The sequence below is a fragment of the Yoonia sp. genome (assembly GCF_030731595.1).
Taxonomy (GTDB): domain Bacteria; phylum Pseudomonadota; class Alphaproteobacteria; order Rhodobacterales; family Rhodobacteraceae; genus Yoonia.
The window spans coordinates 1-15,114 of record NZ_JANQTS010000114.1 but is presented as its reverse complement, the minus strand read 5'-3'; the positions used below and the strand labels follow the sequence as shown (position 1 = coordinate 15,114).

The 15,114-nt window shown below is 59.2% G+C and carries 15 protein-coding genes; 8 read left to right on the top strand and 7 right to left on the bottom strand.

All coding sequences use genetic code 11. The features are described from left to right. Positions 1-10: 10 nt before the first annotated feature. From NWQ23_RS14085 to NWQ23_RS14075, 3 genes are read right to left on the bottom strand one after another with little or no spacing between them, the layout of a single operon-like run. Positions 11-2,104 (bottom strand): intermembrane transport protein PqiB, encoded by a 2,094-nt coding sequence (locus tag NWQ23_RS14085; RefSeq protein WP_306167024.1) that lies wholly within the window; start codon positions 2,102-2,104, stop codon positions 11-13. Then, on the bottom strand, positions 2,101-2,748 hold the full coding sequence (locus tag NWQ23_RS14080) for a paraquat-inducible protein A (RefSeq protein ID WP_306167023.1): 648 nt from the start codon (positions 2,746-2,748) through the stop codon (positions 2,101-2,103). The genes NWQ23_RS14085 and NWQ23_RS14080 overlap by 4 nt, the downstream gene beginning before the upstream one ends. After that, positions 2,703-3,209 carry a paraquat-inducible protein A gene (locus tag NWQ23_RS14075; RefSeq protein ID WP_306167022.1) on the bottom strand — a complete coding sequence of 169 codons (507 nt, stop codon included), beginning with the start codon at positions 3,207-3,209 and terminating at the stop codon, positions 2,703-2,705. Before NWQ23_RS14075 ends, NWQ23_RS14080 begins: the two co-directional genes overlap by 46 nt. A gap of 415 nt (positions 3,210-3,624) precedes the next feature. Here NWQ23_RS14075 and NWQ23_RS14070 point away from each other — a divergent pair, with 415 nt between their 5' ends. From NWQ23_RS14070 to NWQ23_RS14060, 3 genes are read left to right on the top strand one after another with little or no spacing between them, the layout of a single operon-like run. Next, positions 3,625-4,656: a TRAP transporter substrate-binding protein gene (locus tag NWQ23_RS14070; protein WP_306167021.1), complete on the top strand. Its 1,032-nt coding sequence runs from the start codon at positions 3,625-3,627 to the stop codon at positions 4,654-4,656. Positions 4,657-4,701: 45 nt separating this feature from the next. Continuing rightward, positions 4,702-5,217 carry a TRAP transporter small permease gene (locus NWQ23_RS14065; RefSeq protein WP_306167020.1) on the top strand — a complete coding sequence of 172 codons (516 nt, stop codon included), beginning with the start codon at positions 4,702-4,704 and terminating at the stop codon, positions 5,215-5,217. Further along, entirely contained in the window at positions 5,214-6,524 is a 1,311-nt protein-coding gene (locus tag NWQ23_RS14060) for a TRAP transporter large permease (RefSeq protein WP_306167019.1), read from the top strand. Before NWQ23_RS14065 ends, NWQ23_RS14060 begins: the two co-directional genes overlap by 4 nt. On the opposite strand, the gene NWQ23_RS14055 is transcribed toward NWQ23_RS14060, so the two are convergent. Further along, positions 6,521-7,162 carry a P-loop NTPase fold protein gene (locus tag NWQ23_RS14055; RefSeq protein ID WP_306167018.1) on the bottom strand — a complete coding sequence of 214 codons (642 nt, stop codon included), beginning with the start codon at positions 7,160-7,162 and terminating at the stop codon, positions 6,521-6,523. The two genes, NWQ23_RS14060 and NWQ23_RS14055, sit on opposite strands and share 4 nt — an antisense overlap. 142 nt (positions 7,163-7,304) lie before the next feature. Between NWQ23_RS14055 and NWQ23_RS14050 the strand changes: the two genes are divergently transcribed. Beyond that, a complete protein-coding gene (locus NWQ23_RS14050; RefSeq protein WP_306167017.1) occupies positions 7,305-8,204 on the top strand; it encodes a YihY/virulence factor BrkB family protein in 900 nt (299 codons plus the stop codon). On the opposite strand, the gene kynU is transcribed toward NWQ23_RS14050, so the two are convergent. Genes kynU through NWQ23_RS14035 form a run of 3 tightly spaced genes read right to left on the bottom strand, consistent with a single transcriptional unit; the run spans position 8,201 to position 10,517 of the window. Continuing rightward, positions 8,201-9,394: a kynureninase gene (gene kynU / locus NWQ23_RS14045; RefSeq protein WP_306167016.1), complete on the bottom strand. Its 1,194-nt coding sequence runs from the start codon at positions 9,392-9,394 to the stop codon at positions 8,201-8,203. The two genes, NWQ23_RS14050 and kynU, sit on opposite strands and share 4 nt — an antisense overlap. 11 nt (positions 9,395-9,405) lie before the next feature. Continuing rightward, positions 9,406-9,759 carry a DUF1304 domain-containing protein gene (locus tag NWQ23_RS14040; RefSeq protein WP_306167015.1) on the bottom strand — a complete coding sequence of 118 codons (354 nt, stop codon included), beginning with the start codon at positions 9,757-9,759 and terminating at the stop codon, positions 9,406-9,408. Beyond that, positions 9,759-10,517: an SDR family NAD(P)-dependent oxidoreductase gene (locus NWQ23_RS14035; RefSeq protein WP_306167014.1), complete on the bottom strand. Its 759-nt coding sequence runs from the start codon at positions 10,515-10,517 to the stop codon at positions 9,759-9,761. Before NWQ23_RS14035 ends, NWQ23_RS14040 begins: the two co-directional genes overlap by 1 nt. A gap of 76 nt (positions 10,518-10,593) precedes the next feature. Here NWQ23_RS14035 and NWQ23_RS14030 point away from each other — a divergent pair, with 76 nt between their 5' ends. The 4 genes from NWQ23_RS14030 (at position 10,594) to NWQ23_RS14015 (ending at position 14,858) form a co-directional block, all read left to right on the top strand. After that, positions 10,594-11,043, top strand: coding sequence for an isoprenylcysteine carboxylmethyltransferase family protein (locus tag NWQ23_RS14030; RefSeq protein WP_306167013.1), 450 nt, complete (start codon positions 10,594-10,596; stop codon positions 11,041-11,043). 104 nt (positions 11,044-11,147) lie between these two features. Next, on the top strand, positions 11,148-12,728 hold the full coding sequence (locus NWQ23_RS14025) for a Re/Si-specific NAD(P)(+) transhydrogenase subunit alpha (protein WP_306167012.1): 1,581 nt from the start codon (positions 11,148-11,150) through the stop codon (positions 12,726-12,728). Positions 12,729-12,740: 12 nt separating this feature from the next. Beyond that, the gene (locus NWQ23_RS14020; RefSeq protein WP_306167011.1) at positions 12,741-14,258 is read left to right on the top strand and encodes an NAD(P)(+) transhydrogenase (Re/Si-specific) subunit beta; all 1,518 of its coding nucleotides are present in this window, start codon (positions 12,741-12,743) and stop codon (positions 14,256-14,258) included. A 273-nt stretch (positions 14,259-14,531) separates the two neighbouring features. Further along, positions 14,532-14,858, top strand: a complete 327-nt coding sequence (locus tag NWQ23_RS14015; RefSeq protein ID WP_306167010.1) for a hypothetical protein — start codon at positions 14,532-14,534, stop codon at positions 14,856-14,858. The last annotated feature ends 256 nt before the right edge of the window (positions 14,859-15,114 follow it).

The following is a 15,114-nucleotide window of genomic DNA, read 5'->3' as shown; positions in this document are numbered from 1 at the left end:
CAAAAGCATTCTACCGTCCGATCAACAAGGAATTGGGGTTGCGTTCAATGGTGCGCGCCAAAGAGAAAATTGCATCAGAGGCTTCCTGGATCGCGCGCAATGTGGCCAATGTTTCACTGCTAAAGCGCGACCGTTCGCTATAGCTGTTCACCACGGCCTCTGTTTGGGCCACAAGCCTGCTGGCACGCTCGACGAGGTCGGGCAGGGTGCCGACAGAAGCCTCCAACGCCTGTGCGGCCGCATTGGCCGAGGCGAGCGCCTCATTGGTGTTTTCAATCGCACCGCCCTCGACGATTCCATCCAGCACGGTGCGCAGTGATGCCAGCGCGTCACTGGCCGTGGCCGTCAGCGCCAGCGCATCATCCGACCCGACCAAAGCATCAATCGAATCCAGCGTTTGCGTGGTCGATGCGACCAATGCTTCAAGCTCCAGTTGGTTTGCCTTGGCGATGAAGGTCTCGATATCGGCGGTGATCTGCGGCAGGTTCCGGGTTGCGATCTCGATATTCTCGGCCACTTGCGCCGCCGTGGTCACAGCCGCGTCAATATCAGAGATCAGCCCTGCTTCGGTCGCTTCCTTCACAAGCCCATCAAGATCGGAGATGACCACACGCAAATCACGCGGAATGCCTTGCACATCGTCAGAGGCCACAAGATCGCGGGCCTCGTCCAGCAAAGCTACCAGAGAAGCAGGGGCTGCGCGGGTGTATTCGTCATTGGCCAGCCGTTCGATGCTGTCCATCAGATTGATGGCCCCATCCATCAATTCCTCGACAGGCAGCGCGTTGATCCGCGCCAGAACGCCCTCGGCGGTGGCGGCAACATCAGAGATCTGGGACTCGGTGGTGGGGATGATGGGGTAGAGGCCAGAGGTCAGTGTCATGATCGCGGGGAGTGCATCTTCGACTGTCACCAGTTCGACAAGCAGCGTGCCCGCCAGAATATTGCCCGTCACCATCCGTGCCCGCAGCCCGCGTGCCACGAAATCGGACAAGAGCTCCATCGCGTCATCAACGGTGGCATCGGCGCCCATCCCAAGGCGGGAGGGTTCAATGGCAAGAACCGCCTGCAGGCGGACTTCGGCAGTATCAGCCTCTCCTACGACAATCGCGCTGAGCTGGCTGACCTCGCCAATCCGGATACCTTGGAAACGCACCTCGGAACCGGTTGTCAGGCCGCTGACCGACTGTTCGAAAAGAACAGCAACTTCAAGGACTTCGGCATTGGGATCAGTAAACAGGCTATCACGCGCGGATTGTTCATTTGCGAAGATATCAAACCGATGCCCATCACTGACCGGCGCGCCCCCCGACACAACTGTGTCAAAGGCGATACCCCCTTCAATCAGAGAGGCGAGCGAATTGACATCAAGCGAAACGCCGCTCGCGCCAAAAGAAATGCTGAACCCCGATGTATCCCAGAAACGGGTGCTGCTGGTAATCCGGCGATCATAGGGGCTTTCGATAAAGGCGTTCACGATGACCTGTTGGCCGTCCAATGAAAGTTGTGGGGCTTCCAGATAGCCGACCTCGATCCCCTTGTGCAGGACGGGCGCGCCCGCCGCGATGCTGCCGCCATCTTCTGCGCGCAAGACAACGGTTTTCCCGCGCTGGTTGGCGCGGATCAGGTTCGGTTGTTCCAATCCGGTAAAGTTGAATTGGGCGACATCGGCCTCTGTGTCCCAGTTGCCCTCGATATAGACCCCTGACAGCACAGTCTCGAGCCCGGTGATTCCGCGCACGGACACGTCCGGCCGGACCACCCAGAATTGGGCATCATCATCCAGATAGGGGGCGACATTCCGCTCGATGCGGGCGCGCACAAGAACGACGGCCAAGTCATCCGAGAATTCGATATCCTCGACTTCGCCCACCGTCACGTCACGGTATTTTATGGTGGTTTCACCGGCCAGAATACCGGACGCATTCTCGAAACTGATGGTGATCAAAGTGCCGCGATCCGCATAGTTTTGCCACGCCGCACCCAATGAGACCGCAAGCGCCACCAGCGGAACAAGCCAGACAAGCGACAACCGCCGCCAAATGCTTGGTTTGACAGGCCGCACGTCCAGTGGGGCGGGGCCTGTGGGCTCTGAGTTGCTCATTGCTGCATCCTGTCTGCATCCCAAATCAGCCGCGAGTCAAAGGCTTGCGCCGAAAGCATCGTGAATATGACAGACAATGCAAAACTAACAGCCGCAATCCCGGGATTTACGGTTGCGATGGTGTCGAGTTGCACCAGCGCCGACAGGATTGCAACGACAAAGACGTCGATCATCGACCAGCGCCCGATGAATTCGACGACCTCATAGGCCTTGTGCCGTTCGTGCCGGTTGGCAGCGGACTGGCGTTGCACACTGATCGCAAGATACATGATCGCGATAAATTTCCCCACCGGAATGAGCACCGAGGCGGCAAAGACGATCGTGGCAATACCCCATGACCCGTGGTCAAAAAGTTCGATGACCCCGCCGATGATCGTGCTTTCCGATCTCTCGACCAGCGTCGAGGTCAGTAGCATCGGATAGATATTCGCTGGAATATAGGCGATCATCCCCGCAATCAGCCAAGCCCAGACCTTTTGCAGACTCTCTGTATCACGGCTTTGCAAAGGCCCGTCACAGCGCGTGCAATAGCGGGTTTGCAACGGGTGCACCTGCCCGCAGCGCTGGCACGCGACAAGCCCCGCATCACGGGCCGAGATCAGTCCGTTGATTGGTCCAGAGCTTCCCAAATCGAATACCTGCAAATAAGTTGATCTTTCAGAACGGTAATCACAACGACCCCCGCAAAGGCCCAAAATGCGGGCCCAATCGTCACGGCGGCCAAACCTGCCACTTTGATCAGCGCCACAGTCACGCCAACGATGAATATTTCCGCCATGCTCCAGGGCCGCAGCCGTTCGGCAAGGCCAAAGGCTTTGCGCGCACCTTGGCGCGGCTTTTGCTCGCGCACCAGTGGTCCCAGCGCATAGATCAAGGCCCCCAACCGGACCAGCGGGATCACAACGATAAAGAACGCCACGGCGATCGCCAAAGGAAAGGCATAACCATCGTTGAAGGCAAGGATCGCATCGATCACGGAGGTCGCATTGTGCAGCCCGCCTGCGTCCAACGACAAAAACGGAAAGCTGATGGCGGCCAGCATCATGATAAAGGCGGTCAGGGCAAGGCTCAGGATTTGCGCCATCGCGGCGGGTTGCGATGTCATCAGGACAATCCCGCAGCGTTGGCAATACGCGCGTGCATTGTCGGGCAGGTCGCGCGCCTGATGCAGTGTGTCGCACTGCGGGCAGGCAACCAGATCATCCAAAGGGGGTAGGGCGGCAGACACGCGCGAGGCAACTCCAGTTTTCTTGCGGGGTTTTGCCCCAACTTGAACGCGAGTTTATCGCGTCCTCAACAGATAGGCTACGTCTGCCGCAGCTTCAACTCAACTCGCAGAGAGCTTTATGCCCGTTATCGGTCTTGTGCGCTGCCCGATTGCGCATCTGTTCGTTCCGCTGTCCTCAACCGGCGGTTTTGTCCCACCCAAAACCCGCATTATCTTTTCAAATGGACCTTGCGCATTGGATGGAGTTCACCAAAGTGTCGCCAAGTCTCATGTCTGATTGAGGAGGATCACCATGACCACGACCCGCCGTACCCTGCTTGGCCTTTTGGCCGCCGCGACACTGACCACCAGTGCTGCCGCCCAAGAGGTCACATTGCGTCTTCATCAGTTCTTGCCTGCCCAAGCCAATGTCCCCGCCCATATTCTGGATGTCTGGGCCGACAAGGTCGAAGCGGACAGTGACGGGCGCATCAAGATCGACCGCTTTCCGGCCATGCAACTGGGCGGCACGCCGCCGCAGCTGATCGATCAGGCGATCGACGGTGTGGCCGATATCATCTGGACAGTTGCCGGCTACACACCTGGCCGTTTTCCGCAGTTGGAAGTGTTCGAGCTGCCCTTCCTGTCCTCCGATGCCGAAGCCACATCGCGCGCCTATTGGGAACTGGCCGAGGCACGGATGATGGATACCGATTTTGCCGCCTTCAAGCCATTGGGCCTTTGGGTGCATGGGCCGGGTGTGATCCATTCCAACCGCCCGATCACCGATGTGGCTGATCTGCGGGGGTTGAAACTGCGCGCGCCCACCCGCACGACGACCACGCTCTTTACGGAATTGGGTGCGACAGCGGTCGGTATGCCGGTCCCTGCCGTCCCTGAATCGCTCTCGCGCGGTGTGATCGACGGGGCCGTTATTCCTTGGGAAGTCGTGCCCTCGTTGAAGGTCCAAGAGCTTGTGACCAATCACACTGAATTTCCCGGTCAGGCGCTTTATACGACCGCATTTATCTTTGCGATGAACCAAGCGGCCTATGACGCGCTGCCTGCCGATCTTCAGGCCGTGATCGACGCGAACTCCGGTCTGGAGTTCTCCGCTTTCGCGGGCCGCACGATGCAGGACTACGACGCACCGGGGCGGGAATTGGCGCTGGCGCGCGGCAACAACATCATCACGCTGAATGACGATCAGGTTGCCGCATGGCGCGCGGCCAGCCAGCCCACAATCGACAACTGGATTGCCGAAGCAGACGCGGCTGGCATCGACGGCACGGGGCTCTATCAAGAGGCCACAGCCCTGATCGCCAAGCATAGCGCAGGCAACTAGGCCCCTGCGCGGAGACAGCATGTGTTGCACCAAGTGATCCAACGGATGGCCAACCTGATGGCGCTGCTTGGCGGGCTCGTGTTGTCTTTGCTGATTGTGATGGTCTGCCTGAGTGTAGCCGGACGGGAACTGGGTGATCTGGCCTTTTCCGGCGCGCTCGGCGGCTTTGGCAATTGGCTGATTGATCGGGGCGTTGGTCCGATCCTTGGTGATTTTGAACTGGTCGAGGCGGGGGTGGCCTTTGCCATCTTCGCCTTTCTGCCAATCACGCAACTGAGTGGCGCACATGCACAGGTCGATATCTTTACCAGCGGTCTGGGGCCAAGGGCCAATCGCGCGCTCACGACGATCTGGAGCCTTGTGATGGCTATCATTGTCGTGCTGATCACATGGCGTCTGTTTGAAGGGATGCAGGACAAGATCCGCTATAACGAGACCAGCTATCTGATCCAGTTTCCCACATGGTGGGCCTATGCCGCGAGCTTTGCCGCCGCCGTGACCGCCAGCATCGTCAGCCTTTACTGTGCCGCTCTGCAACTCGTCGGACAGCGCAGCCTATGAGTGATCTGGCACTGGGGTATCTGTCCTTCCCCGTTCTTCTTTTGCTGATCTTCCTGCGGGCCCCAATTGGACTTGCCATGCTGCTGTGCGGGATTGGCGGGCTTTGGTTGGCCACCGATGGCACCACCGTCTTCATGGCGCGGCTGAAATCCGAGGTCTATTCGACCTTTTCCAGCTATAGTCTGTCGATCATCCCGATGTTCCTGCTGATGGGGCAATTCGCGACGCTATCGGGCATGTCGCAGTCACTTTTCAAAGCGGCAGAGGCGTGGCTTGGCCACCGCAAGGGCGGTATGGCCATGTCGGCTGTCGGCGCTTGCGCGGGCTTTGGCGCGATCTGCGGGTCGTCCTTGGCGACGGCCGCCACGATGAGCAAGGTGGCGCTGCCGGAGTTGCGCAAATACGGCTATTCGGGCGGGTTTTCCACCGCCACATTGGCCGCTGGCGGCACGCTGGGCATTCTGATCCCGCCATCCGTGATCCTTGTGATCTATGCAATCCTGACCGAGCAGAACATCGCCACGCTTTTCGCGGCGGCCTTTATCCCGGGCATCATGGCCGCCTTGGGCTATATGCTGACAATCGCCATCTATGTGCGGATCTATCCCGACCAAGCCGGTACCAAAGCGCGCATCCCCTATGCCGCGCGGGCCAGGGCTCTGGTCGCGGTCTGGCCGGTCTTGCTGGTCTTCGGGCTGGTTGTGGGCGGCATTTACCAAGGCTGGTTCACTCCGACCGAAGGTGCAGCTGTTGGTGCGCTGGGCACGGGGTTGATCGCGCTTTTCTCGGGGTCGCTGAACTGGGCCGTCCTGCGGGGCAGCATTATCGAGACCGCCACCGGCACCGGCATGATCTTTTTCATCGTGCTGGGGGCGGGGTTCTATAACGGGTTCTTGGCGCTGACGCAGGTGCCGCAGGAACTCTCTGGCTGGGTGACAGAGCAGGGGTTCAGCCCTTGGACAGTCATGGTCCTGATCTTGCTGTTCTATCTGGTGCTGGGCTGTCTGATGGACAGCCTGTCAATGATCCTGCTGACAGTGCCGATCTTCTGGCCGGTGATCTCTGGCCTTGATTTCGGGATGACCACCGAGGAAATCGCGATCTGGTTCGGTATTCTGGTGCTGATCGTGGTCGAGGTCGGGTTGATCACCCCGCCTGTGGGCATGAATCTGTTCATCATCAACAGCATGGACAAGGAAACGCCGATGACGGCGACCTATAAGGCGGTATTGTTCTTTGTCGGGTCCGATGTGGTGCGCGTCTTCATCCTGCTGATGTTCCCCGCGATCACGCTGGTCTTTGTCTAGGACTTGGGAGTCGGCTGTCCGTCGAATGTGAAATCACAGGGCAAGGCACGGTCGATCACGCGCTGGGCGTTGGGAATATCGTTGCCTTCGGCGCGGCGTGTGGCCACGGCACGGGAATAGTTCAGCGCAAGCCAGCGATGGATCAGCCGCGCCCGCAGTTCCGGCATCGGCACATCAAGGCGGGCGGTGACATCCCAAAGATCGGCCAGTTCGGACCAGGGAGCTTCGTCGAACATCAGGTAATTGCCTTCGACAATCACCACTTTGGCAGCCACCGGCACCGCAACGGCGCCTGCGATGGCAAGGTCGCGGGACCGGTCAAAGACCGGGGCGAAAACCTCTTCGCCCGTCTTGAGCGCACGGACAAGGCGCAGAAAGCCGGGGGCGTCGAATGTTTCGGGCGCACCTTTGCGCGGCTTCAACCCGCGCGTTTCAAGAATGCCGTTGTCCAGATGAAATCCGTCCATCGGCACCACGATCGACTTGCGACCCTGGGCGTTCAACCGGCGGGCAAGCTCTGCCGCTAGTGTCGATTTCCCGCAGCCGGGCGCGCCTGTGATCGCGACCAATAGTCTGCTTTCATCACGGTCCAGCAGGTACTCTGCCAGCGTGTTGGTATGGAGTGTCAGCGTATTCACGGTGTCCTGCCTCGGATCGGGCCTTTGCCCTGTTTTGCCAGAAGCTTAGCCTGTCTTGAAGGATCAGGCGACCTGTTTTTATCACAAAGCCGTTTTTGCGATGCTCCGTGGTCATGTGCACGGCTTTGCCATAGGTTACAGCTTGAAACGGATAAAGGGCGAGGAAGCCAAACACATGGCGGCACTCCTGAAAACATGGCGCATTCTGGTGACGGTCTGGACGACGGCCTCGGAGAAACACCTGGGGCTGATTGCGGCCGGGGTCGCGTTTTTCGGGATGTTCGGCATCTTTCCGGGCATTGCCGCCGTGATCGCGATTTTCGGATTGGTGGCTGATCCGGTTGTCATCGAGGATCAGATGGCCCTGATGGAGGGGATCATTCCGCCCGATGCTTACCGGCTGCTATCGTCACAGATCACCCGCCTTGTTCTTGCGGATTCAGGCACGTTGGGATGGGCCACCTTTGTGTCGATCGTGCTGGCGCTGTGGTCCTGTCGTGCGGGGGTCGGCGCCTTGATCGGGGGTCTGAATGCCATTGCGGGACAAAGGGTGCGCAATACGATCTGGCAGATGGTGGTGGCCTTTTTGCTGACCATTGCCTTGGTCACACTGGCGATTGTCGCTCTGACCGTTGTTGTCCTGGTCCCCATCGGCCTTGCGTTTATTCCGGTGGCGACGTCGACCGCGTGGCTGCTGGAGGCGCTGCGCTGGCTGATTGCGCTTGGTGTGCTGATGATCGGGCTGAGCCTGCTTTACCGTTTTGGCCCCGCCCGCATCGGAAGTCGCGGGCGCTGGATCACCGTGGGGGCGGTAACGGTTGTGATCCTCTGGGTCGCGGCCTCTGCGGGGCTGTCATACTACCTGACGAACTTTGCCAGCTATAACGAGGTTTACGGTTCCATCGGGGCTGTCATCGGCCTTCTGCTGTGGCTTTACGTGAGCGCTTATCTGATCCTGCTCGGGGCGGCGCTGAATGTTGCGGTACATGGCTTTGATCTGCCAAAACAGACCGAAACAGCCGTCTTTCTTGACGAAGGCTAGGTCACCCGCGAGACCTGTTTGAAGGCCGGATCATCCCAAAGCCTTTCGTTCATCACCTTTGAAATGACCGCAATCGCGCGGTCCACATCCCCTGCATCAATGAACAGCGGTGTGAACCCGAACCGCATGATGTCAGGGGCGCGGAAATCGCCGACCACGTTTTGCGCGATACAGGCCTGCATCGCGGCATAGCCGTTCTCGAAAGCAAAACACACTTGGCTGCCGCGCTTTGCGGGGTCGCGCGGGCTGGCCAGTGTCAGCATCGGGCAGGTTGCCTCGATCCCTACGATAAACTGCTCGGTCAGGGCGACAGAAGCCCTGCGCAAAGCGGTCATGTCGACCTGATCCCAGATATCCAGGGCCGCATCGAGTGCCGCCATCTGCAAGACAGGTGGGGTGCCGACGCGCATCCGTTCGATACCGGTGCCGGGGCGGTAATCAAGATCAAAGGCAAAGGGGGCCGCATGCCCAAGCCAGCCGGACAGGGCAGGCTGGCAGTTGGCGATATGGCGGGGGGCGACATAGATGAAGGCGGGCGCGCCGGGGCCTGCGTTGAGGTATTTATACGTGCAACCCACGGCGAAATCCGCGTTGCAGCCTTGCAGATCCACGGCCAAAGCGCCCGCACTATGGGCCAAGTCCCAGACCGTGACAGCGCCTGCCGCATGAGCCTTGGCCGTCAGATCGGCCATATCGTGCAGCCGCCCGTCGCTATAGCCGACTTGGGTCAGCATCAGCACCGCCAGATCGTCGTTGATGTGATCGGCAACGTCCTCGGGGTTCACGATGCGCAATTCATGCCCGCGCCCAAGCGATTTGATCAGCCCTTCGGCCATGTAGATGTCGGACGGGAAATTGCCGTTGTCGGTCAGGATCACGCGGCGATCCGGCACCAGATCAATCGCGGCGGCAAGCGCCTGAAAGACCTTGATCGACAGCGTATCGCCCAGCACCACATGCCCCGGCTCTGCCCCGATCAACCGGCCGATCCGGTCGCCCAGAACTGTCGGCTGTGCCATCCAGCCTGCGCGGTTCCAGCCGGTGATGACCTTCTCGCCCCATTCCGCGGTGACAGCCCGTTCCACCCGCGCGGCTGTGGCTTTCGGCAAAGGACCCAGTGAATTGCCATCCAGATAGATCATACCCTCCGGCAGGTGAAACAAAGCCTTTGTTGCGGCGAAATCGGTCATGTCGGGCCCTCTTAGATATTCAAAACGAGTGCAAGCAAGGCCAGCGTCGCGGGGATGGTTTGTGCGACAAACGCGGCTTTGGTGGCGGTCATCGCTCCATAAACGCCCGCAACGACAATGCAAACCAGCAAGAAGGCGATCATGGATGCGCCCGCCGCCCCGAGATAGAGCCCGTAGACCAGACCTGCTGCAAGAAACCCGTTATACAGGCCTTGGTTTGCGGCCATCACTCGGCTTTCAGCCGCGAACTCCGGCGTTGTGCCAAAGACTTTGCGGGTGCGTGGTGCTTCCCAGCGGAACATTTCCAGGACCAGAAAATAAACGTGGATCAGCGCCACCAGCGCAATGAGGACTGTCGCGAGCATTAGACCTGTCCTCCGGAAATCTGGATCGTTTGCCCGTTCACGCTGCGCGCGCCATCCGAACACAGCCACATGGCGGCGGCGGTGGTTTCATCAACCTCCAACAAGCGGCGATGGCGGTTGCCTTTCGCGATAACGTCGATCGCACCCTGTTTGTCCACATCAAAGCGGCGCATCAAGCCGGGGATCTGGTTTTGCACAATCGCCGTGTCCACATAGCCCGGGCACAGGGCGTTAAAGGTGATGGGGCGGCGCATGAATTCTTCGGACAAGCCACGGATCAGTCCGATGACGCCGTGCTTGGTGACTGTATAGGGGATCGCGTTCTTCAGTCCGCGCACACCGGCGATGGAACTGACAACAATCATGCGGGCAGGGGTGTCGGGTGCAAGGGTCGCCATGGCGGCCTGAAAAGTCAGGAACACCCCGTCCAGATTGGTGGTCATCGTGCGCCGCCAGTCAGCCAGCGTCGTTGTCTCAAACGGCCCGCCTTCGGCAATCCCTGCGTTCGCTACACAAATCCGGATCGGTCCGCGCGATGCGGCGGCAGCGGCAATCCCGTCGCGCACAGAGGCTTCATCATCCACATCCATCACCAGCGCATGCAGGCGCGGGTGGGTGGCCGCGACAGCCTCCAGCTTGTCCGCGCGACGGCCCGTGATCGTGACTTCGGCCCCGGCCTCTGCCAGAGCCACAGCGATCCCTTCACCGATCCCTGTGCCGCCACCGGTGACCAGCGCGTGTTTGCCTGCATGTTCCATGTCGCATCCTCCTTGTGCCGACCCTAGCGGTCAGACAGGCATGGACAAGCCCAAACCTGCAAGGCACAAACGGGATATGAAATGGATTGATCTTCCCCCCGTCTGGCTGGCATTGGCCCTCGTCATCACTTGGTGGATCGGGCAGTTGCAGCCACAGGCGATGGCCATTGGCGGGCCGGTGACGGACTTGCTGGGCGGTTTGCTGGTGGGCGGCGGGATCGTTCTGATGCTGCTGGCCTTTGCGGAAATGCGCAAGAAGCGGACCACCGTGATACCGCATATGGAGGCCAGCCATCTGGTCACGACCGGTATCTTTTCGCGCAGCCGGAACCCGATCTATCTGGGGGATGCGCTGATCCTTGCAGGGCTGGCGTTGCGCTGGGAGGTGCCAGTGGCACTTTTGCTGGTCCCACTCTTTATCGGAACGATTACCCAGCGGTTCATCATTCCCGAAGAAAACCGGCTCCGCGTCAAGTTTCGGGCCGATTTTGCGCGCTATTGCGAAAAGACCCGTCGTTGGGTGTGACTGTTAGCGCATGACATGAACGGTAAGCGCAGCCATTGTCTTGTGAAATATAATTTCGCGCTATAATGCAGTCTGACTGCAAGAACAGATATGGGGGATGGTCCGTGAAAATCGGCACACCAAAAGAGACATTCACTGGCGAAAACCGGGTCGCAATGACACCCGCATCCGCCAAAGATCTGCAAAAGCTTGGCTATGACTGCGTGATTGAAGCGGGTGCCGGTGCAGGCGCTGGTTTCTCTGACCAGTCCTACAAAGACGCAGGCGTGGAGGTTGTCAAAACCGCTGCCGCATTGTGGAAAGCCGCTGATGTGGTGGCCAAGGTGCGCCCCCCTTCGGACGCCGAAGTGAAGAAACTGCGTGACGGGCAGACCCTGATCTCTTTCTTCTATCCTGCGCAAAACAAGGATCTTATGGAGGCGGCCAACGCCAAGGGCGCGACTGTCATCGCGATGGACATGGTCCCGCGCATCAGCCGCGCGCAGAAAATGGATGCGCTGTCGTCGATGGCGAATATCGCGGGCTACCGCGCTGTGATCGAGGCGGGTAACAACTTTGGCCGCTTCTTTACCGGGCAGGTGACGGCCGCTGGTAAAGTGCCTCCCGCCAAGGTTCTGGTTGTGGGTGCCGGTGTTGCGGGCCTTGCTGCCATCGGGACCGCCACATCGCTGGGTGCGATCACCTATGCCTTCGACGTGCGCCCTGAAGTGGCCGAACAGGTCGAATCGATGGGGGCACAATTTGTCTTTCTTGATTTCGAAGAAGAACAGCAGGACGGATCGGCCACAGGCGGCTATGCAGCCGTCTCCAGCCCCGAATTCGCGGCAGCACAGCTTGCCAAGTTCCGCGAAATCGCCCCCGACATGGACATCGTTATCACGACAGCCCTGATCCCGGGACGCGACGCACCAGAGCTTTGGACCAAAGACATGGTCGAAAGCATGAAGCCCGGTTCGGTCATCATCGACCTTGCGGCCGAGCGCGGCGGTAACTGCAAACTGACCGTGATGGACGAAAAGATCGTCACCGATAACGGCGTGACCATCATCGGCTACACCGATTTCCCAAGCCGGATGGCGGCGCAATCCTCGACGCTTTATTCCACGAACATCCGCCACATGATGTCGGACCTGACACCCGAAAAAGACGGCGTGCCAAAGCACAACATGGAAGACGATGTGATCCGTGGCGCGACCGCGACGCATAAAGGCGAAATCACGTTCCCGCCGCCACCTCCCAAAGTGGCAGCGATCGCTGCGGCGCCAAAGAAAGCTGCACCCAAGGAATTGACCCCGGAAGAAAAGCGCGCCGCAGAAGTGGCCGCGTTCAAGAAAGAAACCAAGACGCAAGTGGGCCTTCTGGCTGCCGGTGCGGCACTGATCCTTGGCATCGGGCTTATCCCCGGCATGCCGGCGAGCTTTATGCAGCACTTCATCGTGTTTGTTCTGTCGGTCTTTATCGGCTTCCAGGTGATCTGGAACGTGGCCCATTCGCTGCATACGCCGCTGATGGCCGTGACCAACGCGATCTCATCGATCATCATTCTTGGCGCGCTGATCCAGATCGGTTCGTCAAACGCGCTGATCACTCTTTTGGCAGCACTTGGTATCTTTATGGCGGCGATCAACATCTTTGGTGGCTTCCTCGTGACACGGCGCATGCTCGCCATGTTCCAGAAATCCTAAAGGGGCAGGGCAATGGATAACGCATTCACAATCGCGGCCTATGTCGTCGCGGGTATTCTTTTCATCCTGTCGCTGGGCGGACTTTCGGGGCAGGAAAGTGCAAAACGCGCCGTGTGGTACGGGATTGCAGGCATGGCGCTTGCGGTCTTTGCCACGCTGGTCGGGCCGGGTGCCGGACTTGGGCTTCTGTCGGTCCTCCTGATCGGCTTGGGCGGCTTGGTTGGCTATCAACTGGCCACCAAGGTCGAAATGACCCAGATGCCGGAACTTGTCGCGATCATGCACTCGATGGTGGGCCTTGCCGCCGTATTTGTGGGCTTTAACGCCGATATCATGATCAACACCATCGCCGCTCTTTACGAAGCGAATGGTCTTGTCATGGGGGCTGTCGGGGCAGATGGCGTCACCGCCATCGGACTGCCCAAGGAGGTCTACGAAGGCTTGAGCGTCTTTGGCCAGTTGATCGCCAAGAAATCCAGCATCGAGATCGGCATTCTGCGGGTCGAACTGGTTCTGGGGATCTGGATCGGTGCAGTGACCTTTACGGGCTCTGTGATCGCTTATGCAAAGCTTGCTGGCGGCTCCAGCATGCTGCCGTTCAAGGTTGATACTGCGGCCAAGAAACTACCGGGCGGACACTTGTTGAACGCGGGCGCTGCGGCGCTTTCGGTCATCCTGCTCATCGCCTATCTGGGCGGTAGCGGATCGTGGGCGCTGGTTCTGCTGGCGCTGGCGGGGCTGTTTATCGGCTATCACCTGATTATGGGGATCGGCGGGGCGGATATGCCTGTGGTCGTATCCATGCTGAACAGCTATTCCGGCTGGGCGGCAGCGGCGATTGGCTTCAGCCTTGGCAACGATCTGCTGATCGTGGTCGGTGCGCTGGTCGGCTCCTCTGGTGCGATCCTGTCTTACATCATGTGTAAGGCGATGAACCGATCCTTTGTTTCGGTCATTCTGGGCGGCTTTGGCGGGCCACAAGGCGAACAGATGGCTGTCGAAGGTGAACAGATCGCGATTGACAGCGATGGCGTTGCGGCGGCTTTGAACGAGGCTGACAGCATCATCATCATTCCCGGTTACGGGATGGCGGTGGCACAGGCGCAGCAGGCTGTGTCTGAACTGGTGCGCAAGCTGCGTGCCAAGGGCAAGAACGTCCGTTTCGCGATCCACCCGGTGGCGGGCCGTTTGCCGGGTCACATGAACGTGCTGCTGGCCGAGGCGAAAGTGCCTTATGACATCGTGATGGAAATGGACGAGATCAACGACGATTTCCCGAACACGGATGTGGCCATCGTCATCGGCTCCAACGACATCGTGAACCCTGCCGCACAGGACGATCCGAACAGCCCGATTGCGGGGATGCCGGTTCTGGAATGCTGGAAAGCCAAGCAGGTGTTCGTGTCCAAGCGCGGTCAGGGCACCGGTTATTCCGGCATCGAAAACCCGCTGTTCTTCAAGGACAACACGCGGATGTTCTATGGCGATGCCAAAAAGTCGCTGGACGAGTTGCTGCCCAAGATTGATTGATCTTGGTGCAAGAGAAAGAAGGCCCGCCGTGATGGCGGGCCTTTTGCGTTGTGTGGGGTCAATTTTTGGGATGGACAGCTTGGAGCCCATAGTCCTCGATGCTGCACGGTGCGCAAATGTCGGCTTCCCGAAGATCAGAACTGATCCCTAGGAGCGCGTCCAACACTTTGCTACTGTGTGGCCATGGATCAGGCGGATAACAGAACCGTAAGAAAACAGTACCATTCTCGGCAAGTCGGGTCGGACCGGCATGTATGGGACGTTCATCGGCTCATGCGCGCTGCACGCGATATCGACGTGGAAATGGTTCCGGTGAACGATATTGCCGAAGTGGATGAGAATTGGTGGTACGGTGACGATGAAGCCATACCAACGCCGCGCTCAATTGCTTCTCACGTCGCTTTGATCAACGAAGTCGATCCACGTCATCCCATCATCCTCTGCGCCGAAGGTCGGCTGATGGATGGTATGCACCGTGTTGTGAAAGCGATAGCGGAAGGCCGAACTCACATTTCCGCCGTGCGGTTTGGTAGGACACCCGACCCAGATTTCGTGAACGTCCCTCTTGATGACCTGCCGTACCCGTGCGAGGCGGTCTGATCAGGGACCGCCGAAAGGGATTGAAAATTTGTGTAAGCGGTCATTCGACTGCCAAGCCGCAACGACAGCTTTGTCCGCAAACCGGACTTAAGCTAGGCCAGAGCATAGCTCGTTGTTAGCGACCCAGAGACGACGTCGCGGTATCCGGATGGTTTGAGCCACTTGCAGCACAACCCCATCCGCACCCTCCACCGCCCACCGCACCGGCCCGCCATCGCGGCGGGCCATTTGGTTTCAGGTCAGATAGGTGTTGAAC

Coding starts and splice junctions, on each gene's coding strand:
- NWQ23_RS14020 (WP_306167011.1), top strand. CDS start 12,741: ATGGATAACGCATTCACAATCGCGGCCTATGTCGTCGCGGGTATTCTT.
- NWQ23_RS14065 (WP_306167020.1), top strand. CDS start 4,702: ATGGCCAACCTGATGGCGCTGCTTGGCGGGCTCGTGTTGTCTTTGCTG.
- NWQ23_RS14060 (WP_306167019.1), top strand. CDS start 5,214: ATGAGTGATCTGGCACTGGGGTATCTGTCCTTCCCCGTTCTTCTTTTG.
- NWQ23_RS14035 (WP_306167014.1), bottom strand. CDS start 10,517: ATGGAACATGCAGGCAAACACGCGCTGGTCACCGGTGGCGGCACAGGG.
- NWQ23_RS14030 (WP_306167013.1), top strand. CDS start 10,594: ATGAAATGGATTGATCTTCCCCCCGTCTGGCTGGCATTGGCCCTCGTC.
- NWQ23_RS14070 (WP_306167021.1), top strand. CDS start 3,625: ATGACCACGACCCGCCGTACCCTGCTTGGCCTTTTGGCCGCCGCGACA.
- NWQ23_RS14085 (WP_306167024.1), bottom strand. CDS start 2,104: ATGAGCAACTCAGAGCCCACAGGCCCCGCCCCACTGGACGTGCGGCCT.
- kynU (WP_306167016.1), bottom strand. CDS start 9,394: ATGACCGATTTCGCCGCAACAAAGGCTTTGTTTCACCTGCCGGAGGGT.
- NWQ23_RS14075 (WP_306167022.1), bottom strand. CDS start 3,209: ATGACATCGCAACCCGCCGCGATGGCGCAAATCCTGAGCCTTGCCCTG.
- NWQ23_RS14015 (WP_306167010.1), top strand. CDS start 14,532: ATGCGCGCTGCACGCGATATCGACGTGGAAATGGTTCCGGTGAACGAT.
- NWQ23_RS14040 (WP_306167015.1), bottom strand. CDS start 9,759: ATGCTCGCGACAGTCCTCATTGCGCTGGTGGCGCTGATCCACGTTTAT.